Below are 26,730 nucleotides of genomic sequence, written 5' to 3' on the forward strand. Positions count from 1 at the left end.
TATGCCTCCACCTGAATACCGGAGGCAGCGCCACGGCAAACGCGGTTTCTGCAGAATGTCACATGTCGGCAACACGCTGTAGCGCCATGTCGACATATCTGCGCAGGCTGTGCCGGGGCGGGTCGCTCGTCCCGGTTAGGCGTCGATCCTGTTTGCGGATCGCAGTCGGGCGAAGCTCCGCGACAGTAGCCGCGAGACATGCATCTGCGACACCCCCAGTTCCGCACTGATCTGTGACTGCGTCAGATTGCTGTAGTAACGGAGGAGAAGGATGCGCTGCTCGCGCTCGGGGAGCTGGACGAGAAGGTGCCGTACGAGGTCGCGGTGCTCCACGCCGGCCAGCTCGGGATCCTCGTATCCGAGGCGGTCCAGGAGGCCGGGCAGGCCGTCGCCTTCCTGGGCGGCCTCCAGGGAGGTCGCATGGTACGAACGGCCCGCCTCCAGGCAGGCCAGCACCTCGTCCTCGCCGATCTTGAGTCGTTCGGCGATCTCGGCGGTGGTCGGGGAGCGGCCGTGCAGCACGGTCAGGTCCTCGGTGGCGCCGTTGACCTGCACCCACAGCTCGTGGAGGCGGCGCGGTACATGCACGGTACGGACATTGTCCCGAAAGTAGCGTTTGATTTCGCCGACGACCGTCGGCATCGCAAAGGTCGGGAACTGGACGCCCCGGTCGGGGTCGAACCGGTCGATCGCATTGATCAGGCCGATGGTGCCGACCTGGACGACGTCCTCCATGGGCTCGTTACGGCTGCGGAAGCGGGCCGCGGCATATCTGACCAGCGGAAGGTTGGCTTCGATCAGGGCGGCGCGGACCCGGGTGTGCTCGGGGGTGCCGGGTTCCAGGCCCGTCAGCTCCGCGAACAGCACCTGTGTGAGCGCCCGCGTGTCCGCGCTACGGCTCTCGCGGGATGGAGCCTTGGGCGCAGTACGGGCCGTCACGGTCACGCCACCCTTCACAGTGCATGTATCGGGCAAAAGCGGTCATAGCATCACAAGACATGTGCACTGTGTGCAAGCACCCCATAACTCCGTGTTGGGTGGAGAGTTGGGCCGTCGGAGGGGTGGGAGATTTCCCGTACGGGGGCGGGGTACGGCGAAGCCCCCCGCCCGTAAGGGGCGAGGGGCTCGGAGTGCGGGGTGCCGGGGCTCAGAACTCGTAGTCGGCGATCACCCAGGTGGCGAACTCGCGCCACTGACCGGCGGCAGCCTGGTGGTCGGGGTGCTCGAGGTAGCGCTTGAGGGCGTCGGTGTCGGCCACGGCGGAGTTGACCGCGAAGTCGTAGGCGATCGGGCGGTCCGTGATGTTCCAGGCGCACTCCCAGAACGTCAGCTCCGGAATCTGGCCCTCGAGGGCGGCGAGCGCGCGGGCGGCGGCCTGCACCCGCTCCTCGTCGCGGGAGACACCTTCGTTGAGCTTGAACAGGACCAGGTGGCGGATCACTGGGACCTCCGTACGGCGGACGATGCGCGTCCGGTCGGGCGACCGGCCGGCGCCCCAGCCGACTACTTGATCAGCTGGGTCATGAACTCGCCGACGCCCTGAGCAGCGGACGAGATGCCCTCGAAGCCTATCTGGACGAGGTCCGCGGCCCTTCCGGGGGACGTGATGATCGTGTAGAGCACGAAGACGATGACCAAATACAACGCGATCTTCTTTGCCTGCGCCATCGGTCCTGTCTCCCCTGTCCCCTACGGCAGTCCCTGGTGTTCCCCTGCTTTCCGCTGCGCTCCAGGCCCGGATGCAGTCGGGTGAGTCTAACCACAGGTGTTCGAAGGAGGCAGCCGTAAGGGATCTGCCGGTGGGCGGCCGCTGCCCCGCCGGGGCGGCGTTGATCTGGTCTTTAAGGACCAAAGGCCCGTCAAGGGAGGTCCTTTGCCGGGTGGGTGTGGCGGATGGCGGAGGCACGATAGGGGTGTGTCCGGCGGATCTGGCAGGAATCCGCGGGGCCGGGACGGGATCCCACTGCGGGGTCCGCGCCGCGTGCTTCCCCCTGACTGCGGCGTGGGCTTTGGGATCCGGTCCTCTTCGGGGGGAGCGGTTCGCCCCCCGATGCCGCTTCCCCCGACCGACCAGGAGCCCCGGCTCCCGGGCCCACTGAGCGGCGGCCCGGAGCCGGGGCTCCGTCGTTCGGCCGTCCCCCTGGCCCCCGCGCCCCGCCCCGCTGCAACCGGCCGTGGGGTGCCCCGCGTCCTTCCCCCCGTACGACCCGGATGCCCTGCGCGGCATGCATCATGTACGCGACAGACCGGAGCGTGGCAGCGCGCCGTGGCGCGGCGTGTGCCGTGCGGGAGGACGAAAGGAACACAGGGCACCGACGATGAAGATCGACTGGGACCGGCGTACCTGCGCGCGCCGCGGGCACATCACCTACGTCCCGCAGGAGGACAACCTGCGGGAGAAGCTGCGCGCGGACACCGCGCTCGGCGAGGCCTGGCGCTGTCTGCGCTGCGGCGACTTCGCACTCGGCGAGCCGCACGGCTCCGGCCCGGCCGCCGACGCCCCACTGGTCCCGCGTGGCAAGGTCCTGCGCGATCTGTTCATCCTGCGCTTCCTGGCCGTCGAACGCGCGGTCCGCGGCGTCTTCATCGTCCTGGCCGCGGTCGGGGTGTGGCAGTTCAGCAACCGCAAGGACGCGGTCCGCCGGTTCTTCGACGAGTACATCGCGGTGCTCCGTCCGGTGGCCCGGCACTTCCACTACGACCTGGACCACTCACCGGTCGTCGGCACCATCCAGAAGACCTTCGGCTATCAGCACTCCACGCTGATGCTGGTGGCCGCGCTGCTGCTGGCGTACGCCCTGGTGGAGATCATCGAGGGCGTGGGCCTGTGGCGCGCCAAGCGGTGGGCGGAGTATCTGACGGTGGTGGCGACGGCGGCCTTCCTGCCGCTGGAGATCTACGAGCTGACGGAGAAGGTCAGCTGGCTCAAGATCGCCACGCTGGTCATCAACATTCTCGCGGTGCTCTACATCGCGCTCACCAAGCGGCTGTTCGGCCTGCGGGGCGGCCGCAAGGCCTTCGACGAGGAGCGCCAGAGCGCCTCCCTCATGGAGGTCGAAACCTCGGCAGGGGTTCCCGCCCCCGCCCATAATGGCTGACGCCACGACCCGAGGGGGATCAAGCATGTCCACACCCACATCCACTACGGCCGCCGCGCACCCGGCGTCCCGCGTCCGTAGCCGGCGCCGGCCGGCCGTCATCCTGGCGCTGCTGTTCGGCCTGCTGGCCGCGGCTGCCGGGCCGGCCGTGGCCGCCGAGAGCGCCGCCGCGCCCCGCGCCGCGGTGAGCGCCGCCGACGGCTCCGTACGCGTCGCGGCCGCCGCCCCCGCGTCCTCGCCGGCCTTCGGGCGGCACGGCCACAGCTCGTTCTCGCACCACACGACCCACGCTTCGCACTTCGTCTCGAAGGGGAAGAAGACGTCGAAGTGGAAGAAGAAGGTCAAGAAGAAGTCGAAGAGCTTCTTCAAGAAGCTCGGCATCATCGCGATCGTGCTGTTCGTGATCTTCCTGGTCATCGCGGTCGTGGTGATCTGGCTGATCGTCCACTTCATCCGCCGCGCGCTGGGCCGTCGCAACGACTGACGCCCCGTACGGCCGGGTCCGGCGACGTTCGGCCGGCTACGGATGGTGTTCCGCGGCGGCGCCCCGAATCGGGGCGCCGCCGCGCGGTTTCTCCGGCCACCCGGCGCGCCGTCGCCTCACCCCGCCACCGTGAGCCACAGCAGCGCGGCGTTGAGCAGCGTGCTGACCGAGGCGGCGACCACCGCGCAGACGGTGGTGACGCGGCCGTTGACCAGGTCGCCCATCACCTCGCGCCGCCCGGTGAAGGCCACCAGGGGCCACAGCGCGAACGGTATGCCGAAGCTCAGCACGACCTGGGAGAGCACCAGGGCCCGTCCGGGCTCGGCGCCGAGGGCCAGCACCGCCAGCGCCGGGACGAGGGTGAGCAGACGGCGTACGGCGAGCGGAAAGGTGCGCCCGACGAACCCCTCGAGGATCACCGCCCCGGCGTAGGTGCCGACCGAGGTGGCGGCGAACCCCGAGGCGAGCAGGGCCACGGCGAAGAGCATCGCCGGCAGCGGGCCGAGCGCGGCGGCCAGCCCGCCGTGCGCCGCCTCGATCGAGTCGCCCGCCCCCACACCGAGGGTGGCGGCACCGACGACGAGCATCGCCAGGTTCACCACCGCCGCGGTGCTCATGGCCGCCGTCACATCGAGCCGGGTCGCGGCGAGCAGTCTCCGCTTCGCGCCCAGGAAATCGCCGTGGCGGTCGCGGACCAGGGCACCGTGCAGATAGATCGCATGCGGCATGACGGTCGCGCCGACGATCCCGCAGGCGAGAAGGAGGCTGTCGCCGCCGGCGAACCGTGGCACGATCCCGGACGCGACGCCGCCGGCCGAGAACCCGCCGCTGAACGCGTCGTAGAGGAACCCGATCAGCACCACCGCCAGCAGCCCGGCGACGACCGCCTCGAACGGCCGCTGACCGCGCCGCGACTGCACCACGATCACCAGCCACGAGGCCAGCCCGGTGATCAGCCCGCCGGGGAGCAGCGGAATCCCGAAGAGCAGATGCAGGGCGACGGCGCCCCCGACCACCTCGGCGAGGTCGGTCGCCATGGCGACGATCTCCGCCTGCGCCCACAGCGCCAGCCGGGTGCCACGGCCGAAGCGGTGCGCACACATCTCCGGCAGGGTGCGGCCGGTGGCGATGGTGAGCTTGGCGGACAGGTACTGCACCAGCATCGCCATGGCGCTGGCGCCGACCACCACCCAGACCAGGAGGTAGCCGTAGCGGGCGCCCGCGGTGATGTTCGTGGCGACGTTGCCGGGGTCGACATAGGCGACGGCCGCCACGAACGCGGGGCCCATCAGGCGGATCACGGTCAGCGGACGGGCGCCTTCGGCGGCACCCGGCCGGCCGGGTGCGAGGCCGGGGGGTGAGGGGCTGCTCATCGGGCCGGGGGTTTGTCCACGGCGGCCTGCCGTCCGGCGTCGCGCGGCAGGCTGATGACCGGCTCGACGTCATGGCCGAGCTTTCCGACGGTGATCGCTCCGCCGGGCGAGCCGATCTCCGTGAAGAATTCCGCGTTGGCACCGGTGTAGGCGGACCACCTGTCCGGAACGTCGTCCTCGAAGTAGATGGCCTCCACGGGGCAGACGACCTCGCACGCGGCGCAGTCCACGCATTCCTCCGGGTGGATGTACATCATGCGTTCGCCCTGGTAGATGCAGTCGACCGGGCATTCCTCGACACATGCCTGGTCGAGCACGTCCGCGCAGGGCTCGGCGACCACGTACGCCATTCGGGACTCCTGTCTTTGCGTCAAGAAAACCGGGTCGGGAAAGAGGGATCTCGCAGCACGGTCGGGAAGGGGGAATCGGGCGTTGCCAAAGGGGAGTTGGGGCCGGGTCGGGGGTTACGGCCGCGATCGGGCCGCGGTCCTGCGGGCGCCCCATGACGTGGCGACCAGTGCCACCAGCGTCATGACCGCCAAGAGGCTCCAGCTCGGCGTGTAGCTGTGGGTCGCATCCTTGAGCAGGCCCAGTACGGGGGGAACGGCGATGACCGCGATCTGATTGACGGCCATGGCCAGGCCGAGCGCGAAGCCGGTCTTTTCCGGGCTCGCCGACTCGGCCACATAGGCCACCCACGGGCCGTACCAGCCGAATCCGAAGAAGCCGAGCCAGGCGACCAGGATTCCGGCGAGGACGGCCGAATGCAGCGGGACGACCACCAGCACGATCAGGCCGGCGATCACCGCGCTCATACAGACCAGTACCGGAAGATAGCGCCCGGACCTGCAGCGGTCGCTCCACGCGGCCAGGACGATCCGCCCCGCGACGCCGCCGCATTGCGCGACGAAGAGCAGCAGCGCCGACGTGCCGATGCTCAACGCTGCCTTGTCGTGCAGATAGAGCACCGTGAGCACCTGAATTCCGTACTGCACGGAAATCAGGCTCACGCCCGACAGCATGATCTTGCCCATGGCCGGTTCGCGGAGCATCTTCAGCCGGGACTTCAGTTCCGCGCCGATCGATGTGCCCGAGGACTTCGGGCGGGGCGCGCCGGCCGGTCCGGGCGCCCGGTAGAAGCTCATGAAGACGCAGGCGCCGAGCAGTGCCACCAGGCCGCCGGTGACGAAGGACGACCGCCAGCCCAGCTCATTCGCCAGATAGGGCAGCAATGCGGCGGCCAGCGCGCCGCCCAGCGGCAGGCCCGCCTGGCGGATTCCCATGGCGAATCCCCGCTGTGCGGAATCGAACCACTGGGCCACCGATTTGCTGCCGCCCGGCTGGGCCGTGCTGTAGCCCGTACCGACGACGATCAAAAGCAGCAGCAGGGAAACATAGCCCGTCGCCAGGCTGCCGCCGAGCAGGGAAAGCGCCACGAGCAGGGTCCCGATTCCCACGACCCAGCGTTCGCTGTAGCGGTCCAGCAATTCGCCGGCCACCAGCAGTCCGACCAGGGGCACGAGCTGCGCCGCCGAAATGAGCAGACCGATCTGGGTGGTGCTCAGATGGAGATCACGCTGGAGATAGACGCTGATCGCGCCGATGCCCTGGACGAAAAATGCGGCACTGGCCTGGGCGAAGGTGGCGATGCCCAGGATCACCCAGCGATAGCTCTGCGCGCGTACGGGGACCGTGACCGCGCTCATCCGACGGTTACCAGGACGGCCGGGTCGGCCTCCGGTGCCGCCTCGGACGTGACCTCTGGTGCGGCCTCGGGCAGGGCCGCGCCGAGCGGGCGTTCGCGCTGTACGGACAGCAGCTCGTCCTGGACGCCCAGCAGACCCATCCGCGCGAAGATCGCATCGTGGTCGAGCTCGAGGCCGGCGCCGTTGGCGTCCACTTCCTCGATGGCCTGGCCGATGAGCTGGATGTTGTCGGCCAGCTGGACCTGTCCGGCGCCGTCGACCAGGTAGGGCGTGTCCTCCATTCCCACCCGCAGAATGTCGACCCGACTGTCCGGCTGCGACGCCCAGGCCGCGAGGCGGCGTACCGCGCAGGCCTTTGTGCCGCGTCGCGGGCCGACATCCAGCTCCTTGAAGTGCTGGTCCGCGTGCTGCGGCAGCACGGCGGCGCCCACGCTGATGGTGACCTTGCGCTTTTTCACGCCGGGCTCGGCGAGGTCGTATTCGAGGCTCTTCGCCGCGTCGACGACCTTTTTGAATTCGGCGTAGTTCTCCGGGAACGGAAGCCGCGGCGAGAAGCCGAAGAGGAGGGTGATGTTCAGCTGTCCGGAACTGCCCAGGCGCATCGCCGGGTGCTCGACCGCGTACCGGGTCATCGCATAGCTGCGCAGCAGCTGCACCCATTCGATCTCGTGGAAGAGGACGAGCTGCTGCCGGGCCCGAATGGCATTCCGGTAGACCTGGAACTGGATCAGCGGCGAGGTCTTGCCGTAGTCCGCGCCCTTGCTCGTCGAGTGGGTGTCCAGTTGGGCGTCCTGCACCCGGTCGGAGGGCTCGTATGTGTCGAGGGCCTCGAGGAATTCCGGGCCGGCGACGAAGTCAAGGTCCAGTACCCGGCCCTGCTTCTCCAGCTGCCGTTCCAGCTCGCAAATGATCTGGAGTTCGACGGCGGCCTGAATCGTGACGTAATGCGCCCCGCCCAGATGGAGCGGGATGGCGCACTGGCTCACCCGTTCCCACTCCCCGAAGGCGCGGATGCGCTCGCGTACCTCACCCCCGTTACGGCTGGCACCGAAGCTGATCAGGAGGTCCTTGCACCGGCGCTGCACGCCCCGGCTGATCTCCTGGTAGATCTCGTTGTCGGTGGTCTGCTCGTGTGTCAGGGGATTTCTGGCGTGGTAGTGGTAGTAGCGGCAGCCCATGCCGTACAGCGCCTCTGCCTCGGCGATGGAGGCCATGGCCGACGTTTTGATGGTTTTTCCGGTGCAGATGCTGTCCAGCGTGCTGTCGCCGGTCAGCCGGTGATTGTTCGGCGTGAATTTTGCGCCGGTGGAGGCGCAGCCAAGTATCAGAGTCTTCCCGTGCGATAACGCAGTCGGCATTGAATTTCCCCAATGGGTATTCAGCCGGGGCAGACGTCACCCCGGTGCGCTGGTGGTCTACGGTGTGGTGGCTCTTGGCTCAATGCGTCCGCTATCGGGACGTCACTGGCTCGATCTCGGCGGTCATGGACGGTCCGAAGGAAAGGGAGTAACTCCCGGGGATAATCCGACACGCTTCTGGTCGAACCCCGGGGTGACCGTTCACGACTTTAACCGGCCTCGGCGATCTTTGCAGGCGCCGATTGTGAACGGAAGCGGAATGAGCCATTTCGCTTTCACGCAACGTATGAGCGGTCCGGGGGAGCGTGTCAATGATCGGCGCATCGCAGACGGGTAATGATCGGTAAAAGTCGGGGGCGTGAAGCGCGGCGGCATCAACCCAGTGTGATCATTGTGGCGTCCCTCACAATCGCCATTGATATGCCGCCGTAACGCTCCATTCACCTGCGATCTCACGGCAAAGTCCCGGACTTCGTCCCCGCCCGGCCGGGAGCGCGCCCCGCGGACGCCTCGTTAGGGGACCGTCCTGAAGCGCACCGCATCGGTCAACTCCCGCGCCCGGCGGCGCGCTTCGGCGGCATCCGGCGCGCCGACGACCAGGAAGCCGACCCGGTCGCCGGACCGCCGGAGCGGCCGGATGACGTCTCCCGCCGCGACGGTCAGCTCGGCGTACAGGACGTCCGGATGCGCCCGCACCTCCTCCCAGCCCTCGACCGCGACCAGCCAGCCGGGCGGTGGGGTGAAATAGCGGACCGCGGCGCCGCGCACCGCTTCCAGGGGGCCCCGGGTTGCCGGCGGGGCGCCGTGCCGCGGGGCGCCGGCCAGCATGTCGTCGTAGAGGAGCCCGTACACGTCCAGTCCGGGGATGGCGTAGGCCAGCATCCGGTGGATCCAGTCCCCGCCGTACCGCCCGTGCACCTCGCCGAGCACCACCCCGGTGGCGGTGAGCCACAGCTCCACATGGAAGGCCCCGGTGCGCAGCCCCAGGGTGGTCAGCGCGGCGGCCACCTGACGTTCGATCTCGTTCCGTGCCGGTTCCGGGAGTTCGGCGGGCAGGACGTGCCCCACCTCGACGAAGTGCGGCGGCGGCACCTTCTCCTTCGCGGTAATGGCGAGAACCCTCGGAACACCGTCCAGAAACGCCCCCTCGACGCTGAACTCCGGCCCCTCGACGTACTCCTCCACCAGGAACGGCTTGGTGTCGGGCAGCAGTTCCAGGGCCGTGGGCAGCTCCGCGGGCACGGACAGCAGGCTCACCCCGATGCTCCCCATCGCATCGCGCGGCTTGACGATCCAGGGACCGGCCGACTCCCGCAGAAACGCCCCGGCCTCGGCGGCGTCGGCGCACAGCCTGACCTCGGGCTGGGCGAACCCGGCCGCCGCGAGCGCGCGCCGGCAGGCGTCCTTGGTGCGGATACGGCGGATCGCCTCGGGCGGGTTGCCCGGCGCACCGATGGCCTCGGCGGTCTCGGCCACCGCCACCTGGGCCATCTCCTGGAGCGCGAAGACCGCGTCGAAACGCTCGCCCTGCGCCGCCCGGCGGCGCGCCCACTCGGCGGTCGCGCCCGGCGCGGCGTGGTCCACCGGGGACGCCGCATCCGCCGCGGCGAGCGCCGACCCGGTGGCGGCAAGCGCCTCGGCCGGGCCGGTGACATGCGTGGCGAGGCCGCGCGCCCGGGCCTGGGCCAGGGCCTGCTCCAGCATGTCGACGCTGAGGGACACGGCCCGCGCGCCGCCGACGAGCAACAGGCGCGGGGGGACCGGATCGGTCGGGGCTTCGGACATCGTGGGGATCCTCCGGTGGCCGGTTCGTAGCAGGGGGTGAGTTCACACACTGAACACACTTGAGAACAGGGGGAGTTGCCGCGACGTCGCGGACCTCGCGCGGTCCAGGTTACGAGCAGCGTCTGGCCTTGGGGGCGCGGCGCATCGTGCCGGCCTGGTACGGCGAAAACGGGAAAACGGGAGAACGGTGCGAGATTGATCATTCATGGATGAAATTCGCGCTTGCGCAGGAAGCTGACGAGCCCTGTCAACAATGTATTGAGCCAATGCGGGCATCTTCCTTTAGTTGGCGCATAAATATTTTTCTTGTGCCGGACCTCGGTCGGATCTATCGTTGCCCCACGGCGCACACGAGAGAATGGATCCCTCGAGCACCTATGAAATCCGACAGAGCAACGCTCACTCCTCATATGTTGAAGTACGAGGAGAAGTTCGATGACCGCGGTCAGATCCGTTGGCTGCCGTATCTGATGTATTTCCATCCGGTGAACCATGTCTCCGAGGTCGTCAATACCGACGAGCTCGGTTTTCGGTTATCCCATGGCGTGGATACCCATGCATCGGTGGGCGGGAGAAAGGCGCAGGGGCCGGTCAGGCTATTGGTCGGCAGCTCCACGGTGTTCGGCATCGGGGCGACGAATGACGCGGCGACGCTGTCGTCCAGGCTGTGGTCACAGCACGCTCCGTCCCGCCCCTGGCTCAACTTCGGCGGCCGCAGCTTCAATTCCACCCAGGAACTTCTGCTCTTCACCCTCCACCGGCATCTGCTGCCCGAGATCGACGAGATCGTCATCTTCTCCGGCTTCAACGACCTGGGCCTGGCCCGGCTGCCGGAGAGCCTGCGCGGGGACCACGGCGCGTTCTTCAACTGCGGCGACTTCTTCTCCCGGATGGGCACCCCGAAGGACGACGGCCGCCCGGCCGGGCCCCGCAAGCGCGGGTGGCTACGGGGCCCGGCAGGCCCCGGGACGCCGGCGCCCGCCGTGCCGACCCTCGATGAGCAGATCGCCACGGCGGCGGAGCTCACCCTCCGCCATCTCGACACCTGGCGGCTCTTCGCCGACGCGATGGGCGCCCGGATCACCTATGTCCTGCAGCCACTCGCCACCTGGGTCCGGGAACGGCCGGCGCCCCAGGAGACCGCGCTGTTCGACGAACTCGACCGGATTTCTCATTTCGGCACGGTCTACGGCGACATCGCGAAAATGGAATCCGGCCGGCGCTACGCCGATTCCCTGCGGCGCGGTTGCGAAAAGCTCGGCATGCGTTTCTTCGACCTGAGCCCGGCGCTGTCGGAAGCGGTGACGCAGAACGACTGGCTGTTCGTCGACCGTATCCATTTCACGGATGCGGGGCACGACCTGGTGGCCGGCGCACTGGCCGACCTGCTGGAGATTTCCTGACCGGCGCGCTCCCGGCCCGGCACCCGCAGAAGAGGGAGAAGGACGATGTCGTTTCTGAAGAGAATCCTGGACAAGATATTCCGGCGCAAACCCAAGAAACGGGATGACGCATCCATCTACCCGATGTTCTGACACGGGCCAGGGATCGCGCCGTTCCCGGAAAGCGTGAAGGGATAGCAGCTTGCAGGAGCAGATGGCGGTGAAGCAGGCAGCGCCGGCCGCATTACGGCCGGACGCCGCCGCATCACGAAAGGTGTACGTCCGGGCGAGCGACCCGGAGGCCTTGCTCGCGGGACCGGGCGTCGAGGACGCGATCCGCGCCGGTCTCGGCGGCTGTGGCGACGCATCCGAGGAACCCGCCGGACCGGCGCAGCTACGGCAGGACGCCGCGCGCTGGTCGGCCGCCGAAACGAGCCGGCACCGCACGCTGTTCGCCGAGGCGGGCACCGAGGACGCCCGCCGCGTGCTGGTGCGCCGGGCCGCCCTGGGCTGCGCGCCGCTCGCCCTGATCTCCGGCGCCTGGCTGCAGTGGCTCAGCGCCCCCGGCAACGCCGACGAGCACGCCATCCTGCGCATCCTCCGCCTCTACGCCTCCGACGTCGGCGTTGGACACCCCGGCATATCCCGCGGCAACGCCTACACCGCGCTGCTGCGCACCCTGCGCCTCGCGGACCGTGCGACCCCGGCCGGCCGCCTCGGCGGAGAGCGTTCCGTCAACGACGCGGCGTTCCACTTCCCCGGCCTGCTGCTGGCGATGAGCCGCCGCCCGGACGCCTTCACCCCGGAAATCCTGGGCGCCGACCTGTGCCTGCGCACCGTCGGACTGCTGCCGGCCCTCGCCGCACTGCGGGAGCTGTTCCCACAGTCCGCGGACTGGTCGGCCATCGACCCCGGTGCCGCCCGGCAGCCGGGCGAGCCCTCCGGGGCCGCGCTGTGCCGGGCCGCGGTCGACGAGCTGGCCGCCACGCTCGAGGACGGCGAACGGCGGATCGCCAGGGGATTCCGCTGGGCGCTGACGGAGCTGCGGCACGCCACGGACGACCTGTACGCCGGGCTCGTCGCCGCCCTCGACCCCGCGTACGAGATGGCCGAGCTGATCCGGCTGCGCGCCCGGGAGGGCGCCGTCTACCACCAGTCGTTCGTCCTCCAGGACCGTCCGCTGTCCGCATGGCTGACGGAGGCCAGGACCGACCCGGGACCGCTGCTGCGCGTCCTCGCCGCCAGCCGGCTGGTCAGACCCGGCAAGCCGGAGACGAGCCCGCTGGTCAACGGCCTGGTCGGGGAGAGCGGCCCGATGTTCCGGGTGTTCGCCGAGGAGGACCTCGCGGTCATCCGGCGGTGGATCTCCGCGCTGCCGGATGCCGCGGACGCCACCGTGCCGGACGCCGGTGCCGCGCCGAGCCCCTCGCGGGCCGTACCCGCCCGCATCCTCCAGGACCCGGCCGGGCAGGGCACCGCGCCGGCGGATCTGCGCGAGGCGTACCCCCTGCTTCAGGGTCGTTCCGACACGCCCGCGCTGCGCCGGTTCGCCGAGGCATACGTACGGGGCTGGCTGGCGCGTTCCCGGTACGGCATCGAGCACAGCGAGCACCCGCTGCCCGAAGCGTGGCAACCGCAGACGCTGCGCGCCTGGCTGGCCGACCAGCACGACCGGCACAGCGTGGAGTTCGAGGGCACTTCCCGGGCCCCGCTGCCCTCGCGCGAGGCGCTGATCGATTCCACCGTGCAATTGGCGCCGCTGACGCTGATCGACGGAAGCTGGCTCCAGGGATTCACCGACTACGACCATGCCTCCTCCGAGATCGGCTTCTCCCTCTTCGAGACCTACTGGGACGAACTGGGCAACGGCGAACCCCGGTTGAACCACCCGCTGATCTATCGCGAGGTGCTCGCGGAGATGGATGTGGTGCTGCCGCCCACCGGATCCGCCGCATTCGCCCGGTGGCCGGGGTTCGAGGACCGTTCCTTCGAACTTCCCGTGTACTGGCTGAGCGTGGGCCGTTTCCCGCGGACGTTCATGCCGGAGGTGCTGGGGCTGAACCTGGCCATGGAACTGTCCGGGGTGGGCGGCAGCTACCGGCGGGCCCGGCTCGCGCTCAAGGAATACGGATTCAGCACCCGGTTCGTGGACATCCACAACGTCATCGACAACGTCGCCACCGGCCATTCCGCCTGGGCCGCCGACGCGATCGACGCCTATATGGCCACGCTGTCCGCCTCGCACGGCAACGGCGCGCGCACCCGGGCCTGGGAGCGGGTGCGTACGGGCTACCGCTCGCTCAATCCCCCCTCGGGATATCTGGCGCGCCGGGCCTTACGCCGGGTGTGGGGCACCGTCCGGGCGCGCTGAGGCGCGCTGAGGCGCTCTGAGGTCATGTCATCAACCACCACGCGAACACGACGGAGCGGCGGGCAGGTTCATGTCTGAATTGACGCTGGGAATTTCTGCTTTCTACCACGACAGCGCGGCGGCATTGGTGAACGGCGGCGAGGTGGTGGCCGCCGCCCAGGAGGAACGCTTCACGAGGGTCCGTCACGACCCGGCGTTCCCCGCGGAGGCGGTGAAATACTGCCTGCGCGAGGCCGGGGCCGGACTGGGCGACGTATCGGCGGTCGCCTATTACGAGGATCCGGTGCTCAAGTTCCGTCGGGTGCTGGCCACTTACCTCGGCGCGGCGCCCCGTGGATACGCCTCATTCCGGGACACCCTCCCCTCCTGGCTCTCCTGGAAAGCGCGCACCCCCAAAACCCTGGCGCGCCGGCTGGCGGAGCTGGATCTGGGGCCGGTACCCGAGATCGTCGTCCGTCGGCACCACGAATCGCACGCGGCCTCGGCCTTCTTCCCGAGCCCGTACGCCTCGGCGGCCGTGCTGTGCATCGACGGAGTCGGCGAATGGGCCACCACGACGCTGTGGCGCGGGCAGGGGAAGCGGCTGCGTCCGGTCGCCGAAATCCGCTTCCCGCATTCCCTGGGACTGCTCTACTCCGCCTTCACCTACTTCTGCGGATTCAAGGTCGACTCGGGCGAGTACAAGCTGATGGGGCTCGCGCCGTACGGAACTCCCCGCTATGCACCGGTAATCCGCGAAAGACTGATCGACATCAAGCCGGACGGCTCCTTCCGGCTGAACATGCGCTACTTCGCCTACCTGCGCGGCCAGGTCATGACCGGCCGGGCATTCGAGGAACTCTTCGGCGGGCCGCGGCGCTCCCCCGAAGGCCCGCTCACGGAGCGGGAGTTCGACCTGGCGGCCTCCGTGCAGGCGGTGACCGAGGAGGTGGTGATCCGGCTGGCCCGCACCGCGCGCGAGATCACCGGTGAGTCGAAGCTGTGCCTGGCCGGCGGCGTGGCCCTCAACTGCGTGGCGAACGGCAAGGTGATCGAGGAAGGGCTCTTCGACGAGATCTGGATCCAGCCGGCCGCCGGTGACGCCGGGGGCGCGCTGGGCGCCGCGCTGGCCGTGACGGCGGAGCGCGGCGCGGTACGCCCGCAGGCCGGCACCGGCGCGGACGCGATGTCCGGCGCGCTGCTGGGGCCCGCCTTCTCCGACGACGAAATCGCGGCCTCCCTGGATGCCCAGGGCGCCGTCTATACGCGGCTCGACGAGGACGAGCTCGACCGTGCGGTGGCGGCCGAACTCGCCGAAGGGAAGATCGCCGGCTGGTTCCAGGGGCGCATGGAGTTCGGCCCCAGGGCGCTGGGCGCCCGCTCGATCGTGGGCGACCCCCGGGATCCGGCGATGCAGTCCGCGATGAACCTCAAAATCAAATTCCGGGAGTCCTTCCGCCCGTTCGCCCCCTCCGTGCTGGCCGCGGACGCCAAGGACTATTTCGAGCTGGCGCAGGAAAGCCCGTACATGCTCGTGGTGGCCAGGATCGCGGCCGCTCAGCGGCTGGCGGACGGCGACACCGACGAGGTCGCCGGCCTGGCCCGGCTCGGCGTGCAGCGCTCGACCATTCCGGCCGTCACCCATGTCGACTCCTCGGCGCGGGTGCAGACGGTGACCGAGGACGGCAACCCCCGGTACCACCGGCTGCTGACCGCATTCAAGGAGAAGACCGGCTGCCCGGTGCTGGTGAACACCTCCTTCAATGTGCGCGGCGAACCGATCGTGCACACCCCGCGCGATGCCTACACCTGCTTCATGCGGACCCATATCGACCTGCTCGCGATCGGCGGCTTTCTGCTCCGCAAGGAGGAACAGCCGGAGTGGCGCGAGGACGGCGACTGGCGCACCGAAATCCCGCTGGACTGAGCGGAGAAGAAGCCCGGCGAAGCCGTAATGAGGAGGAAATATCCATGCGCACCGTACGAAGAGCGCTGCTCGCCGCCGTCTACGGGCCGGTGGCTCTGGTCGGCCCGATCGTCTGCGCGGTACGCGATCCGCTCAAGCGCCGGTGGAATTCCCGGGCGGCGACCTACTGGGAATTCACCCGCAGCTGACCACCGAACCGACCCGGAGCGGTTCCGGAATTGTTGACCACCAGGAAGGAATGCTCCGCATGGCCGCGAGCAGCGTCATCTACAAGACCATCGACCAACAGCCGGCGTGGGCCGGCGGCGGCACCGGGGTGTGGCTGGAAGACCGCGACGGCAAGCGCTATCTGGACACCTGCGGCGGCGTCGGGGTGTCCAGCCTGGGGCACCGGCACCCGCGGATCATCGAGGCCGTGGAGCGCTCCGCACACGACCTGGCCTGGGCACACGCGGGCGCCTTCACCTCCGCGCCCGCCGAGGAGCTGGCGGCACTGCTGGCCGGCTGGTCCGGCGGGCTGACGCATGCACAGTTCCTGTCCGGCGGCTCCGAAGCGATGGAACTGGCCCTCAAGATCGCGTACCAGTACCACGCCGAGCGCCGCGACACGGACCGCACCCTGGTCATCTCCCGCCGCCAGAGCTATCACGGCAGCACCATGGCCATGCTCGCCATATCCGGCAACATCCAGCGCCGTTCCGTCTTCGAACCGCTGCTGGGCCCCGCGGAATTCGTCTCGCCGTGCTACGAGTACCGCGACCGGCTCACCGGCGAATCCACCGAGGATTACGCCGAGCGGCTGGCCGCCGAACTCGACGCAAAAATCCTTGAGGTGGGCCCGGAAAAGGTCGCCGCATTCACGGCGGAGACGGTGGTCGGGTCGACCAATGGCGCCGTACCGGCGGTCCCCGGATACCTCAGCCGGATCAAGGAGGTCTGCCGGTGCCACGGCGTACTGCTGATTCTCGACGAGGTCATGGCCGGCCTCGGCCGTACCGGACAGCATTTCGCCTACCTCGACGACGCGGTCACCCCGGACATCGTGGCCGTCGGAAAGGGCCTGGCCGCGGGATACGCCCCGATCTCGGCCGTCCTGGTCTCCCCGCAGGTCCTGAAGGCGCTGGGCGACGGGTCCGGCGTCCTGCAGAACGGTCAGACCAACGTCAACCACGCCTTCGCCTGCGCCGTGGCCCTGGAGGTCCAGCGGACCATTCACGACGAGAACCTGCTTCACTCCGTACGCAAACGGGGCGAGCAGCTGCGGAGTTCGCTCGCCGAACGGTTCGCCGGAAATCCGGCCGTCGGCGATATCCGGGGGCGCGGGCTGTTCGTCGGAGTCGAGTTCGTGGATCCCGGGGACGGCCATTCGCCGCTCGAGGGCGGCGGAAAGCTCGCCTCCGCGATCAAACGGGAGGGGCTGAACCGCGGCGTGCTGCTCTATCCCGGCTACGGGACCGTCGACGGGCAGCGGGGGAATCACGTGCTGCTCGCGCCGCCGTTCATCGCCGACGCCGAGGAGATCGAGGAAATGGTCGCCCGCCTCGGCGGAGTGATCGAGTCCTGCCTCTGATCCACGGACGCGCTGCACCACCCCAACGGCACGGCACGGCACGGAATCGGCGAGAAAGGCGAACTCATGCGGAACGACCGGCGGAACGACCAGCTGCACCACCAGCGCAACGACCAGGACCCCTTCGAGGCGGCGCGCTCCTTCACGGGCTCACTCGTCGCCCTCGTCACCCCGTTCAACCAGGACGGCAGCATCGACTACGGCGCCCTGTCCGAGCTCATCGCCCGGCAGGAGCGGAACGGAACGGCGGGCATCTTCTTCCTCGGCGTCGCCGGTGAGGGGGCGACCCTCGACGACGGCGATTTCGCCACCTTCGCCGAGACCGTTCTCGAGGCGGACCGCACCCTCCCGTACTTCATCGGCTGTACCGGCACCTACACCGGCCATGCGCTGCGCCGCGTGCAGATAGCGGCCGCGCACGGCGCCGACGGAGCCATCCTCACCGTCCCGGCGAACATGGGCCCCAACCAGGAGCAGGCGGCCCGCTACTTCCTGGACATCGCCGACGCCAGCACGATCCCCATCGGCACCTTCAACAACCCCGCGCGGCTGCTGACCGACCTGGACACCGCGACGCTGCTGGAAATCCTGGAACACCCCAGGATCGTGCTGCACAAGGAAGGCTCGCCGCGCACGGGCCAGATCGGCGCCCTCCTGTCGGCGGGCCGCGATGTCTGCTTCCTGGCCGACGACAGCCCCGACCAGGACATCCTCACGCCGTCCCTCGCCCGGGGCGCCCAGGGCATCGCCAACGCCACCGGAAATCTGCTGCCGCGCGAACTCGCCGCCCTGTCGCGGCCCTGGAAGGACTTCCAGGGCGTCGAGGAGTTCCGCGAGCTGCACTCCCGGCTGATCCCGCTGATCAATTTCCTGTACGGCGTCCGCAGCCCGATCGGCATCAAATCCCTGATGAACGCGGCGGGGCTGCCGGCCGGCCGGTTGCGCAAACCCCTCACCCCGCTCTCCGAGGAGCGGACCAGGGCCGGCATCACCCTGCTGCGGGAATACCTCGGGGCCTGCGAGGAGCTCGGCGCGCCGGACTCGTCCGTGACCGCCTTCGAGAAGCTGCCGCGGGGCTGAGCATGGCGCACGTCGTTTTCGTCGACAGCGGTCCGGCCTACCTCCCGGCGTTCGCACGGGCCAAGGAGCTGGGCCACCACGTCACCTTCGTACGGGCCCGCGACATCTCCATGCTCCAGGAGACCTCGACCTCCGAGGAGCGCATCGCCGAGGCCCTGGAGCGCGTCGACCAGGTCGTCACCCTCGATGAGCTGGCGGCGGAGCTGGAATCCGCGATCGGCCGGATCCACCGCGCCCGTCCGGTCGATGCGCTCCTGACGACGTCCGAGCTGGCCGTGCTCCCCACGGCGCGGGCCGCGGAATCGATCGGCGCCAGAGGCACCCCCGTACGCCATCTCGCCCAGGCGGCCCGCAAGGACGAGTGCCGCAGACGGCTCCACGAGGCGGGCATCCGTTCGCCCCGCCACGCCACGGTGACGAGCGCCGGACAAGCCCGGCTCGCGGCGCGGGAGCTGGGATTCCCGCTGGTCATCAAGCCCAGCCGCGGGGTGGCGAAGGAGGCGGCGGGAATCGTCCGCTCGGACGAGGAGCTCGACGCGTACTTCGCCGGACTGAAGGCCTCACGGGCCGTCAGGAGCAAGGCCCTGGACGCCTTCATCGGCGCCGATCTGCTGATGGAGAGCTATCTCGAAGGCGACCTCTATTCCGCCGAGGTCGTGGCGCACGGCGGCGACCCCCGGCTACTGATGATCACTCGTCGGGAGCGGGCCGTGCACAACGAACTCTTCGAGGTGGCGGCCCTGATGCCGGCGGGCCTGCCGGAGGAACGGGCCGCGGACGTCGAGCGCTATATGCGGGACATCTTCCGCGAGCTGCGGCTGACCGTCGGTGTCTACCACGTCGAATTCATCATGACCGGGGACGGCCCGACCCTCGTCGAGATCAATTCCCGGATGATGGGCGGCTCGTCCCCGACGATCTACCAGCACGTCACCCGGGCCGACCCCTTCGAGATCCTGATCCGCGAGCATCTCGGCGAGCCCTGCGCGGCCCCCGCCCCGCCCTTCGGGCGCGCGGGCATCGTCGTCGTGTTCGGCAGCGTGGCGGGCGGGGTCGCCCCGCCGGACATCGAGCGGCGGGTCGAGCGCATCAGGGACGCCTACCGGCCGCTGCGGTACGCGGTCGGTCTCCGCAACGGCGGGCCCATCCGGCAAATGGCCGGGAACTTCAGCGCGCTCGGTTACTTCTGCCTGTCCGCGGCCACCGCCGACGAGGCCCGTGCCCGCGGGCTGGAGCTGCTGTCCGACATGGAGGACGCCTGCGAGGTGCCGTTGGCGAGGTACCGGTAAGTGCCCGCCCTCCGGATGCCCGCCCTCCTGCCCGACGGCGGCCCCCGCCGCCTGATGGCGCTGTCGATCCTCATCAACATGCTCGGCTGGGGGATCTATCTGACGGCGGGCGTCCTGTACTTCACCCGGTCCGTGCAGCTGCCCGCCGCCCAGGTAGGCGTCGGGCTGAGCGTCGCCGGCGGCCTGGCCCTGGCCGCCGGCGTCCCCGTAGGCCACCTCGCCGACAGCCGGGGGGCGCGCGGCGTCTACGCCGGGACCCTGGCGCTCGGCGCCGTCGCCACGGCCGGCCTCTGCCTGGCACAGACCTTCTGGTCGTTCCTCCTCTGCGCCTCGCTGGTCGCCGTCGCCCAGACCTCGGGCCCCGCCGCGCGGGGGCCGCTGATCCAGCGGTACGGGGGCGAGCGGCCGGCGGAGTTCCGCGCCTATCTGCGCTCGGTCGCCAATATCGGCATCTCCGTGGGCGCCCTGCTGGCCGGCTGGGGCGCCCAGATCGACACCCGGAGCGCCTATCTGCTGCTGATCGTGGGCAGCGCCGCCTCCTGGGCGGCCGGCGCGGCGCTGGTGCTCTTCCTGCCGAGGGCCGCGCCGGCACGCTCCGCGGCCGGGCCGCGCTGGCTCGCCCTGCGCGACCGGCCCTATCTGCTGCTGACCGCCCTCGACGGCATCATGGCCATGCAGTACCGCGTGCTCACCGCGGCCGTACCGCTCTGGCTGGTCGAGGAGACCTCCGCACCCCGCTGGTCGGTCTCGGGCGTGATGCTGGTCAACACCGCTCTGGTGGTGCTCTTCCAGGTCCGGATGAGCCGGAGCATCGACACCGCCCGCACGGGTGGCGTCGCCTTCCGCCGCGCCGGCTTCGCCTTCCTGGCGGCCTGCGTGCTGCTCTCGGTACTGTCCGGACTGCCCCCGGGGCTCACCCTGACCCTGCTGCTGGCGGCGGTCGTGGTGCACACCCTCGGCGAGCTCTGGCAGGTCGCCGGCGGCTTCGAGATCTCCTTCGCCCTCGCGCCCTCGCACGCCGTGGGCCAGTACCAGGGCCTGTTCGGCATGGGCTCCGGCCTGGGCGTGGCGCTGGGCCCGGTCGTGCTGATCACACTCTGTGTGGAGTGGGGAATGCCCGGCTGGTGGCTCGTGGGCGCCCTGTTCGCGGTGACCGGCCTGCTCACCCCGGCGGCCGTCCGCCGGGCCGAACGCAACCGCCGCCCGATCACCGCCGAGGCGGCCGCGAAGCCCCCGAGCACCCCGTCAAATACGCCGAGTTGACCGCTGCCCCGCCCAAGGGGCGGGGCGCAGCGCCGTTCGCGTGCGGTGCCGCGCAAACCCCTGACACCTGAGGCGCATTGACGATCCGGGATCCCCCGTCCGTGGGAAGGCGTCCGCCCCGTGGCCACACGAAAACACCCCCCTGAGCGCGTTTCCGCAGCTCAGAGGGGTGTCTCTGGCGGTAGCGGAGGGATTTGAACCCTCGGTGACTTGCGCCACACTCGCTTTCGAGGCGAGCTCCTTCGGCCGCTCGGACACGCTACCGAGAGAGAGCTTAGCCCAAGGGTGCCCGTGCGCCGAAATCGGATTACGGGCGAGCGGCGGACGGGGCCCGTACGGGGGACCGGGCCCGCGGGTCAGCGGTCGCGGAAGAAAGCGGTGAGGAGGGCGGCGCAGTCGGCTTCGAGGACGCCGGTGATGACTTCGGGGCGGTGGTTGAGGCGGCGGTCGCGGACGACGTCCCAGAGGGAGCCGACGGCGCCGGCCTTGGCGTCGCGGGCGCCGTAGACGACGCGGTCGACGCGCGAGAGAACGATCGCGCCCGCGCACATCGTGCAGGGCTCGAGGGTGACGAGGAGGGTGCAGCCGGTCAGCCGCCACTCTCCCGCGCGTCGCCCGGCGCCGCCCCGGCCGGAATCGCCGGACGAGGCTTCCTCGCGCAGGGCCCGCGCGGCGGCCCGCAGGGCCAGGACCTCCGCGTGCGCGGTCGGGTCGCCGGTGGCCTCGCGTTCGTTGTGGCCGGTGCCGAGGAGGGTGCCGTCGGCGGACAGCACAACGGCGCCCACCGGGACGTCTCCCGTCCCGGGGGCGCGGGCGGCCTCGTCCAGCGCCCGCCGCATCGGGGCGATCCAGGGATCGCGCAGCGGGTCGGGCGCGGGGGAGGGATCAGGGGTGGATGGCGGGACGGTCATGTCCCCAGTGTCGGGTACGTGATCTGGGGCGGGCCCGGTGCCGGGCCCGGCCTTAATCAGCGCACCGCTTCCAGGACTTCCGTGCAGCCCAGTGATTCGGCGATGGTGCCGAGCGCGTCGCCGTTCAGGGCGAGCAGCTCCTTCTCGCCGACGCCCAGGTCGGCCAGGAGCGTGGCGTCGCCGAGGGGGCCGATGGTGGCGTGGTTCTCGGAGCCGTTCACCGCCTCAATCGTGTCGTCGTCAACGTCGTTGTCAGTTTCCGGTTCGCCGTCCTCCGTGCCGTCCAGATTGAGGCTGTCGAGGTCGTCCTCGTCATCGTCGTCGCGGCCGAGCAGTTCGTCGGTCAGCATCGCTCCGTACGAGCTCCTGGCGGCAGCGGCGGCATTGGAGAGGAAGACCCGGGGGTCGTCCTCGCCGTCCACGCGGATGACGCCGAACCAGGCGTCCTCCTGCTCGATGAAGGCCACCACCGTGTCGTCGTCGACCGCCGCCTCTCGGGCCAGATCGGCCAGATCGGCGAGGGTCTCCACATTGTCGAGCTCCGTATCGCTCGCTTCCCACCCGTCTTCGGTGCGCGCGAGCAGTGCGGCGAAATACACCGTGACTCTCCCACCTGTCATAGCGTCCGGGCCGGGCGGGGACGGCGCTGGTGCGCCGCGGGTCCCGCCCCCTCGGAATCGTGGCAGAAACATCGCGCTCGCGCGGGGTCTTCGACGCTGCGTCGTGCGGAGGTTGTGAGAGATGTCGCTCACGTGCCGCAGCGCAGACGGGTGGGCGGGGCGTGGACTAGCCGCGGAACGTGCGCATCCGCATGGCCTGACGCATTCGGGCGGCCCGCGCGCGCCGCGGCTGGACGCGCTCCCTCAGCTCCTTGGCGTCCTGCCGCTCGCGCAGGAATTGCGCCCGGCGCCTGCGGCGCGCCACCTCGCTCTCGATATCGCGAGCGTCGTCATCGGCTGCGGGCTGACGGTCGAACACGGCCCACCCCCTCGCATCTCTGCACCTCAACGGATGGAGAAATCGCCTCTACGCCGTAGTCTTCCCCGTTTTTGGCGTTTCCCCCGTCTCCCCCGTCTCTCCCGATTTCCTCGGTTGGCGGTGGCACCGGGGGAGGTCACACGGGCTTCCGTCGGCTCCACCGGATGGCTCCGGTCGGCGGACTTGTCCGACCTGTGACGCCAGGTAGCCTATTTTGCGGGCCGCCACTGCGGCCGTTGTTGCAGTTCAGGCCCATGGAGGATGTTGTGCGTTTGCAGATCGTCGACCACCCGTTGGTGGCGCATAAACTCACCACGCTGCGCGACAAGCGCACCGACTCCCCCACCTTCCGGCGGCTCGCCGACGAGCTGGTCACCCTGCTCGCCTACGAGGCCACCCGCGACGTGCGCACCGAGCGGGTCGACATCGAGACCCCGGTGACGGCGACCACCGGCGTACGGCTGTCGCACCCGCGCCCCCTGGTCGTACCGATCCTGCGGGCCGGCCTGGGCATGCTGGACGGCATGGTGCGGCTGCTGCCGACCGCCGAGGTCGGTTTCATGGGCATGGTCCGCAACGAGGAGACGTACGAGGCGCACACGTACGCGACGCGGATGCCCGACGACCTCTCGGGCCGCCAGGTGTACGTCGTCGACCCGATGCTGGCCACCGGCGGGACGCTGGTCGCGGCGATCCGTGAGCTGATCAAGCGCGGTGCGGACGATGTCACCGCGATCTGTCTGCTGGCCGCGCCGGAGGGCGTCAAGGTCATGGAGAAGGAGCTGGCCGGCACGCCCGTCACGGTGGTCACCGCGGCGGTCGACGAGCGGCTGAACGACGACCGCTACATCGTGCCGGGCCTGGGCGACGCGGGCGACCGGATGTACGGCACGGCCGGCTGACCGTCCGCCCCGGTCACTGCGCCACTCGGGCCCCTCGCCGATCGCCGGCGAGGGGCCCGAGTGATGCGAGGGGTAGGAGCGTCAGCACTTGGCGGCGACGCGCGGCGGCGCCGAGGCCCGTGCCAGCTGGGCGACGGCCTTCTCGGCGTCCTTCGCCGTGGTCAGGTCCTTGAAGGCGGTGCCGATGATCAGGTCGATATCGGCGCCCTTGCGGTTGTCGGTCTTCTGCGCGGCGCCGGCGAGCTGGGTGGCGAGCACCTTCAGCGGGCCTTCCGCCGCGGCCTTCGGGCCCAGCACTATCCCGGCGCCCTTGACCTGCTTGTCGTAGGAGGCCGGGGCGTTGCCCACCTTGCCGATCTTGAAGCCGCGCTTCTCGAGCTCGTCGGCGGTGCGCTTGGCCAGCCCGGAGCGCGGGGTGGCGTTGAAAACATTGACGGTCAGCGTGCCCGGCTCGGGCAGCGGCTTGCGGGCGGCGGCCCTGGCGCGCGCCTGCTTCGCCGATTCCGCCTGGGGAGTGCATTTCTTCTTGCCCGGGGCGGCCTGGGCCGTGCTGCCCTCGCCGCCGAAGACGTCGATGAGCTGCAGGGATCCCCAGCCGGCCAGGCCGAGCGCACAGGCCGCGGCCACAACGGTGAGGACGATGCGGCGACGGTGTCGGGGACGGCGCATCCGCGGGTACCTGTCGCCCGTGATGCGGTACTTCTTACCGCCCATGCCAGGGGGCGTCAGCATGCTCATGCCCGCAGCGTAGTGCGGGCGGGCAGCCATGCCTACTAGATGATCAGCCGGTGGTGTGCGAGGCAACCCGAACGGGTCAATGTGGCCTGGGGTGAACGGGTCAATTCGGGCGGGGCGGCGACGCGAGGGGCGTCAGTACGCCTCGGTGCTGCCGTCCAGTTCGAGCACCCGGGCGTGCAGCACCTGACGCTGCTGAAGGGCGGCGCGCACCGCGCGGTGCAGCCCGTCCTCCAGGTAGAGATCGCCCTCCCACTTCACGACGTGCGCGAAGAGGTCGCCGTAGAACGTCGAGTCCTCGGCGAGCAGCGTCTCCAGGTCGAGCTGCTGCTTGGTCGTCACCAACTGGTCGAGGCGTACCGGGCGCGGGGCGACGTCCGCCCACTGGCGGGTGCTCTCCCGGCCGTGGTCGGGGTACGGCCGCCCATTTCCGATGCGCTTGAAGATCACACGGAAAGCCTACCGGGCGAGCGGTGGCGGGCGCAGCCATGCCGCAGGGGCGTAAAGGCGATCAATAGCCGCAAAACAGGAGTGATCATGAGCGACGGCCCTGCACGGGGCTGTTCTTCGGGTTACCGGAAATCGACCCGAAAGGGGTGCCGCGGGCGGAATTGTGCGGGCGGGTGTTCGTGCCGTTCACCACTTCAGGGCGGCCTCGCGGCGGCTCTGCCAGTAGGTGACCCTGGCGGTGCGCGGGTTCACCCGGACCGGGGGGCCGCTGTCCAGGCCGACCTGGCCCGGGGCGGTGTGGGGGGCGAGCGCGACGCCGAACTGGGAGATCCTCTCGCCCCTGCCGGATGCGCCGTCGGCGGCGGTGGTGACGGCGGCGTAGGCGGTCGCGTCCGGGGCGAGGGTGATGACGGTGCCCGGGTCGCTGGGGCCGATCGCCGGGGTGACGGCCCGTTGCCCGGGGCCGAGGCGCAGCAGCGGATACGGCTGGGCGGCGAAATCGCAGGGCCGGTCGGAGTAGTTGGTGACGGTCAGCAGCATGCGGTGTGCCGGGTGCCGGACCCCGCGCGCATGGAACCGGAGCATTTCGGGCGTGCAGGCGGTGCGGTCGCCCGGGGCCGGCGGCCGGGGCGCGGCGGAGGGCCGCGTGGGGGCGCCGGGCCGGCTGCCGCCGCCGTGGTGGCAGCCGGTGAGGGGCAGGACGGCGGCCGCTATCAGCGTGACGGCGGCGATGCTGCGCCCGGTGGTGGCGGCATACGGCATAGAGGTCCCCCGGGGCGGGCGCAGCTGGGTGATGAGGACACGATCCTCGGCGGGGGCACTGGCGATCGGCTAACGCGCCGCTAACGCGGGAGTCCGGTGGGGCTGGGGCTGCCTGAGGGGCTGCCTGTCGTGGGGGTGCGGGGTGTGGAGGAGGGGGCGGCCGTGGGGGCACCTCCCGTTTCCTCGGGGTCAGGGGGGAGATCGGGGCTGGGGGACCCGGGGGACGGGGTGCCGGCCGTGCGGTGCGGGCGCGGATGAGTGGGCGTGGCGGAGGGGCGCCGGGTGGGTGTGGCGGAAGGCGACCCGGTGGGGGGCGTGGTCGGGGAGGGGGTGGGGCCGACGGGGGTCGGCGGGGCCGCGGGGGCGGGCCGGGGCGCGGGGCGTACGGGCGGGTCCTCGGGGGTGAGGGCCAGATACCCGAGCGCCACCGCGGCGGCCGCGGCCAGCGGCAGCCCGAAGCGCCGCAGCCAGGGCCGGGCGAGCGCCGTCCGGCGGCGCAGATGCGGCCCCGGCGGTTCGGCGGGCCGCAGATCCCGTACGTCGACGGTGGCGGCGCGCGCCGCGAACGCCCGCCGCAGCCGGTCCTCGACGGGACGCCCGTGCTCGCTGCCGGTGCCGTTCATGACCTCGCCTCCAAGATCTTCTCCAGGGAGTCCAGGGCGCGGCTGGCGAGGGACTTCACCGCGCCGCGGCTGATGCCGAGGGTCTCGGCGATCTGGGCCTCGGTGAGATCGCTCCAGTAGCGCAGGACGAGGACCTCGCGGCGGCGCGCGGTCAGCCCGCTCAGCGCGGCGAACACCTCGCGGTGCTCCTCGTCCAGCACGATGCGCTCCTCGGCGGACGGGGCGTCCGTCTCGTACGGGGGTGTGTAGTCACGGGCCGTACGGCGGCGGCGCAGCACCGAGCGGGCCGCGTTGACGACGGCGGTGCGCAGGTAGGCGAGGGCGTTGTCGACCTCGCCGAGTTGTTCGCCGTGGCGTTTGTAGAGCGCGGTGAACGCGTCCTGGACGACGTCCTCGGCGGTGGCCCGGTCGTCGACGAGCATGACGGCCAGCCGGACCATGTTCAGGCGGTGCGCGTGGTACAGCTCGCTGATCGTCGGGTGGTGGGGCGGGTACTCGGCGCCGGTCTGCCCCGGGTCCGCGTACCGGGGGGCCGTGGGCCCGGCATCCGCGTACTCGGGGCGGGGGCAGCCGTGGCGCGGCGCCGCGCGGCGGGCGGGCGCCGGGCGGGCGGTGCGCAGCAGCCACCGCCACAGGGCATGCCGCGGCCCCGGTACGGCGCGCCGTACCGGGGCGATGCGTGGGGCGGCGAACTCCATCAGGGG

At 70.4% G+C, this 26,730-nt stretch carries 27 protein-coding genes and 1 tRNA gene; 11 read left to right on the forward strand and 17 right to left on the reverse strand.

Annotation, left to right across the window (positions count from 1 at the left end):
• Positions 1-135 precede the first annotated feature (135 nt).
• The 3 genes from ACIRPT_RS13430 to ACIRPT_RS13440 all read right to left on the reverse strand — a co-directional run bounded on the left by ACIRPT_RS13430 (position 136) and on the right by ACIRPT_RS13440 (position 1,668).
• Entirely contained in the window at positions 136-945 is an 810-nt protein-coding gene (locus tag ACIRPT_RS13430; protein ID WP_362702785.1) for an RNA polymerase sigma factor SigF, read from the reverse strand.
• Positions 946-1,147: 202 nt separating this feature from the next.
• A complete protein-coding gene (locus ACIRPT_RS13435) occupies positions 1,148-1,441 on the reverse strand; it encodes a Dabb family protein (protein ID WP_403826385.1) in 294 nt (97 codons plus the stop codon).
• A gap of 62 nt (positions 1,442-1,503) precedes the next feature.
• Positions 1,504-1,668: a hypothetical protein gene (locus ACIRPT_RS13440; protein WP_362702783.1), complete on the reverse strand. Its 165-nt coding sequence runs from the start codon at positions 1,666-1,668 to the stop codon at positions 1,504-1,506.
• 650 nt (positions 1,669-2,318) lie between these two features.
• Between ACIRPT_RS13440 and ACIRPT_RS13445 the strand changes: the two genes are divergently transcribed.
• Both ACIRPT_RS13445 and ACIRPT_RS13450 read left to right on the forward strand, forming a co-directional pair.
• Positions 2,319-3,098, forward strand: coding sequence for a DUF2127 domain-containing protein (locus tag ACIRPT_RS13445; protein WP_403499387.1), 780 nt, complete (start codon positions 2,319-2,321; stop codon positions 3,096-3,098).
• Between the two features lie 25 nt (positions 3,099-3,123).
• On the forward strand, positions 3,124-3,582 hold the full coding sequence (locus tag ACIRPT_RS13450) for a hypothetical protein (protein ID WP_403826390.1): 459 nt from the start codon (positions 3,124-3,126) through the stop codon (positions 3,580-3,582).
• 116 nt (positions 3,583-3,698) lie between these two features.
• Here the strand turns inward: ACIRPT_RS13450 and ACIRPT_RS13455 are convergent, their stop codons facing one another.
• From ACIRPT_RS13455 to ACIRPT_RS13475, 5 genes are all read right to left on the reverse strand, one after another.
• The gene (locus tag ACIRPT_RS13455; protein WP_403826392.1) at positions 3,699-4,955 is read right to left on the reverse strand and encodes an Nramp family divalent metal transporter; all 1,257 of its coding nucleotides are present in this window, start codon (positions 4,953-4,955) and stop codon (positions 3,699-3,701) included.
• Positions 4,952-5,305, reverse strand: a complete 354-nt coding sequence (fdxA, locus tag ACIRPT_RS13460) for a ferredoxin (RefSeq protein ID WP_403826395.1) — start codon at positions 5,303-5,305, stop codon at positions 4,952-4,954. The genes ACIRPT_RS13455 and fdxA overlap by 4 nt, the downstream gene beginning before the upstream one ends.
• A 114-nt stretch (positions 5,306-5,419) precedes the next feature.
• The gene (locus tag ACIRPT_RS13465; RefSeq protein ID WP_403826398.1) at positions 5,420-6,661 is read right to left on the reverse strand and encodes an MFS transporter; all 1,242 of its coding nucleotides are present in this window, start codon (positions 6,659-6,661) and stop codon (positions 5,420-5,422) included.
• Positions 6,658-8,019: a 3-keto-5-aminohexanoate cleavage protein gene (locus ACIRPT_RS13470; RefSeq protein ID WP_403826401.1), complete on the reverse strand. Its 1,362-nt coding sequence runs from the start codon at positions 8,017-8,019 to the stop codon at positions 6,658-6,660. The genes ACIRPT_RS13465 and ACIRPT_RS13470 overlap by 4 nt, the downstream gene beginning before the upstream one ends.
• 513 nt (positions 8,020-8,532) lie before the next feature.
• On the reverse strand, positions 8,533-9,804 hold the full coding sequence (locus ACIRPT_RS13475) for an ATP-grasp domain-containing protein (RefSeq protein ID WP_403826404.1): 1,272 nt from the start codon (positions 9,802-9,804) through the stop codon (positions 8,533-8,535).
• Between the two features lie 410 nt (positions 9,805-10,214).
• On the opposite strand from ACIRPT_RS13475, the gene ACIRPT_RS13480 reads away from it, so the two are divergent.
• From ACIRPT_RS13480 to ACIRPT_RS13515, 8 genes are all read left to right on the forward strand, one after another.
• Positions 10,215-11,207, forward strand: a complete 993-nt coding sequence (locus ACIRPT_RS13480; RefSeq protein WP_403826407.1) for an SGNH/GDSL hydrolase family protein — start codon at positions 10,215-10,217, stop codon at positions 11,205-11,207.
• Positions 11,208-11,406: 199 nt separating this feature from the next.
• Complete coding sequence (locus ACIRPT_RS13485) at positions 11,407-13,557, forward strand: iron-containing redox enzyme family protein (protein ID WP_403826410.1); 2,151 nt, start codon at positions 11,407-11,409, stop codon at positions 13,555-13,557.
• A 70-nt stretch (positions 13,558-13,627) separates the two neighbouring features.
• Positions 13,628-15,463, forward strand: coding sequence for a carbamoyltransferase (locus ACIRPT_RS13490; RefSeq protein ID WP_403499357.1), 1,836 nt, complete (start codon positions 13,628-13,630; stop codon positions 15,461-15,463).
• Positions 15,464-15,507: 44 nt separating this feature from the next.
• Positions 15,508-15,651 (forward strand): hypothetical protein, encoded by a 144-nt coding sequence (locus tag ACIRPT_RS13495; RefSeq protein WP_403499354.1) that lies wholly within the window; start codon positions 15,508-15,510, stop codon positions 15,649-15,651.
• 59 nt (positions 15,652-15,710) lie between these two features.
• On the forward strand, positions 15,711-17,033 hold the full coding sequence (locus tag ACIRPT_RS13500; protein WP_403499351.1) for an aspartate aminotransferase family protein: 1,323 nt from the start codon (positions 15,711-15,713) through the stop codon (positions 17,031-17,033).
• Positions 17,034-17,099: 66 nt separating this feature from the next.
• The gene (locus ACIRPT_RS13505) at positions 17,100-18,113 is read left to right on the forward strand and encodes a dihydrodipicolinate synthase family protein (protein ID WP_403826415.1); all 1,014 of its coding nucleotides are present in this window, start codon (positions 17,100-17,102) and stop codon (positions 18,111-18,113) included.
• A gap of 2 nt (positions 18,114-18,115) precedes the next feature.
• A complete protein-coding gene (locus ACIRPT_RS13510) occupies positions 18,116-19,402 on the forward strand; it encodes an ATP-grasp domain-containing protein (protein ID WP_403499346.1) in 1,287 nt (428 codons plus the stop codon).
• Positions 19,403-20,665 carry an MFS transporter gene (locus tag ACIRPT_RS13515; RefSeq protein WP_403499343.1) on the forward strand — a complete coding sequence of 421 codons (1,263 nt, stop codon included), beginning with the start codon at positions 19,403-19,405 and terminating at the stop codon, positions 20,663-20,665.
• Positions 20,666-20,841: 176 nt separating this feature from the next.
• On the opposite strand, the gene ACIRPT_RS13520 is transcribed toward ACIRPT_RS13515, so the two are convergent.
• The 4 genes from ACIRPT_RS13520 to ACIRPT_RS13535 all read right to left on the reverse strand — a co-directional run bounded on the left by ACIRPT_RS13520 (position 20,842) and on the right by ACIRPT_RS13535 (position 22,554).
• Positions 20,842-20,929: transfer RNA gene (locus ACIRPT_RS13520), tRNA-Ser, on the reverse strand.
• A 92-nt stretch (positions 20,930-21,021) separates the two neighbouring features.
• Positions 21,022-21,576, reverse strand: a complete 555-nt coding sequence (locus tag ACIRPT_RS13525) for a nucleoside deaminase (protein WP_403499341.1) — start codon at positions 21,574-21,576, stop codon at positions 21,022-21,024.
• 56 nt (positions 21,577-21,632) lie between these two features.
• Positions 21,633-22,175 (reverse strand): hypothetical protein, encoded by a 543-nt coding sequence (locus ACIRPT_RS13530; protein ID WP_403499338.1) that lies wholly within the window; start codon positions 22,173-22,175, stop codon positions 21,633-21,635.
• Positions 22,176-22,362: 187 nt separating this feature from the next.
• Positions 22,363-22,554: a hypothetical protein gene (locus tag ACIRPT_RS13535; RefSeq protein ID WP_403499335.1), complete on the reverse strand. Its 192-nt coding sequence runs from the start codon at positions 22,552-22,554 to the stop codon at positions 22,363-22,365.
• Between the two features lie 266 nt (positions 22,555-22,820).
• On the opposite strand from ACIRPT_RS13535, the gene upp reads away from it, so the two are divergent.
• A complete protein-coding gene (gene upp / locus ACIRPT_RS13540; RefSeq protein ID WP_403499333.1) occupies positions 22,821-23,456 on the forward strand; it encodes a uracil phosphoribosyltransferase in 636 nt (211 codons plus the stop codon).
• Between the two features lie 81 nt (positions 23,457-23,537).
• On the opposite strand, the gene ACIRPT_RS13545 is transcribed toward upp, so the two are convergent.
• The 5 genes from ACIRPT_RS13545 to ACIRPT_RS13565 form a co-directional block, all read right to left on the reverse strand.
• Entirely contained in the window at positions 23,538-24,194 is a 657-nt protein-coding gene (locus tag ACIRPT_RS13545) for a LytR C-terminal domain-containing protein (protein ID WP_403826420.1), read from the reverse strand.
• A 132-nt stretch (positions 24,195-24,326) separates the two neighbouring features.
• Positions 24,327-24,641 (reverse strand): type II toxin-antitoxin system VapB family antitoxin, encoded by a 315-nt coding sequence (locus ACIRPT_RS13550; protein WP_403826423.1) that lies wholly within the window; start codon positions 24,639-24,641, stop codon positions 24,327-24,329.
• A gap of 186 nt (positions 24,642-24,827) precedes the next feature.
• Positions 24,828-25,403, reverse strand: a complete 576-nt coding sequence (locus ACIRPT_RS13555) for a DUF4232 domain-containing protein (protein WP_403826426.1) — start codon at positions 25,401-25,403, stop codon at positions 24,828-24,830.
• Between the two features lie 80 nt (positions 25,404-25,483).
• Positions 25,484-26,026 carry a hypothetical protein gene (locus ACIRPT_RS13560; protein ID WP_403826429.1) on the reverse strand — a complete coding sequence of 181 codons (543 nt, stop codon included), beginning with the start codon at positions 26,024-26,026 and terminating at the stop codon, positions 25,484-25,486.
• Positions 26,023-26,724: an RNA polymerase sigma factor gene (locus ACIRPT_RS13565; protein WP_403826431.1), complete on the reverse strand. Its 702-nt coding sequence runs from the start codon at positions 26,722-26,724 to the stop codon at positions 26,023-26,025. The genes ACIRPT_RS13560 and ACIRPT_RS13565 overlap by 4 nt, the downstream gene beginning before the upstream one ends.
• Positions 26,725-26,730 lie beyond the last annotated feature (6 nt).

This window comes from Streptomyces sp. NPDC101227, assembly GCF_044767545.1.
Taxonomy (GTDB): domain Bacteria; phylum Actinomycetota; class Actinomycetes; order Streptomycetales; family Streptomycetaceae; genus Streptomyces.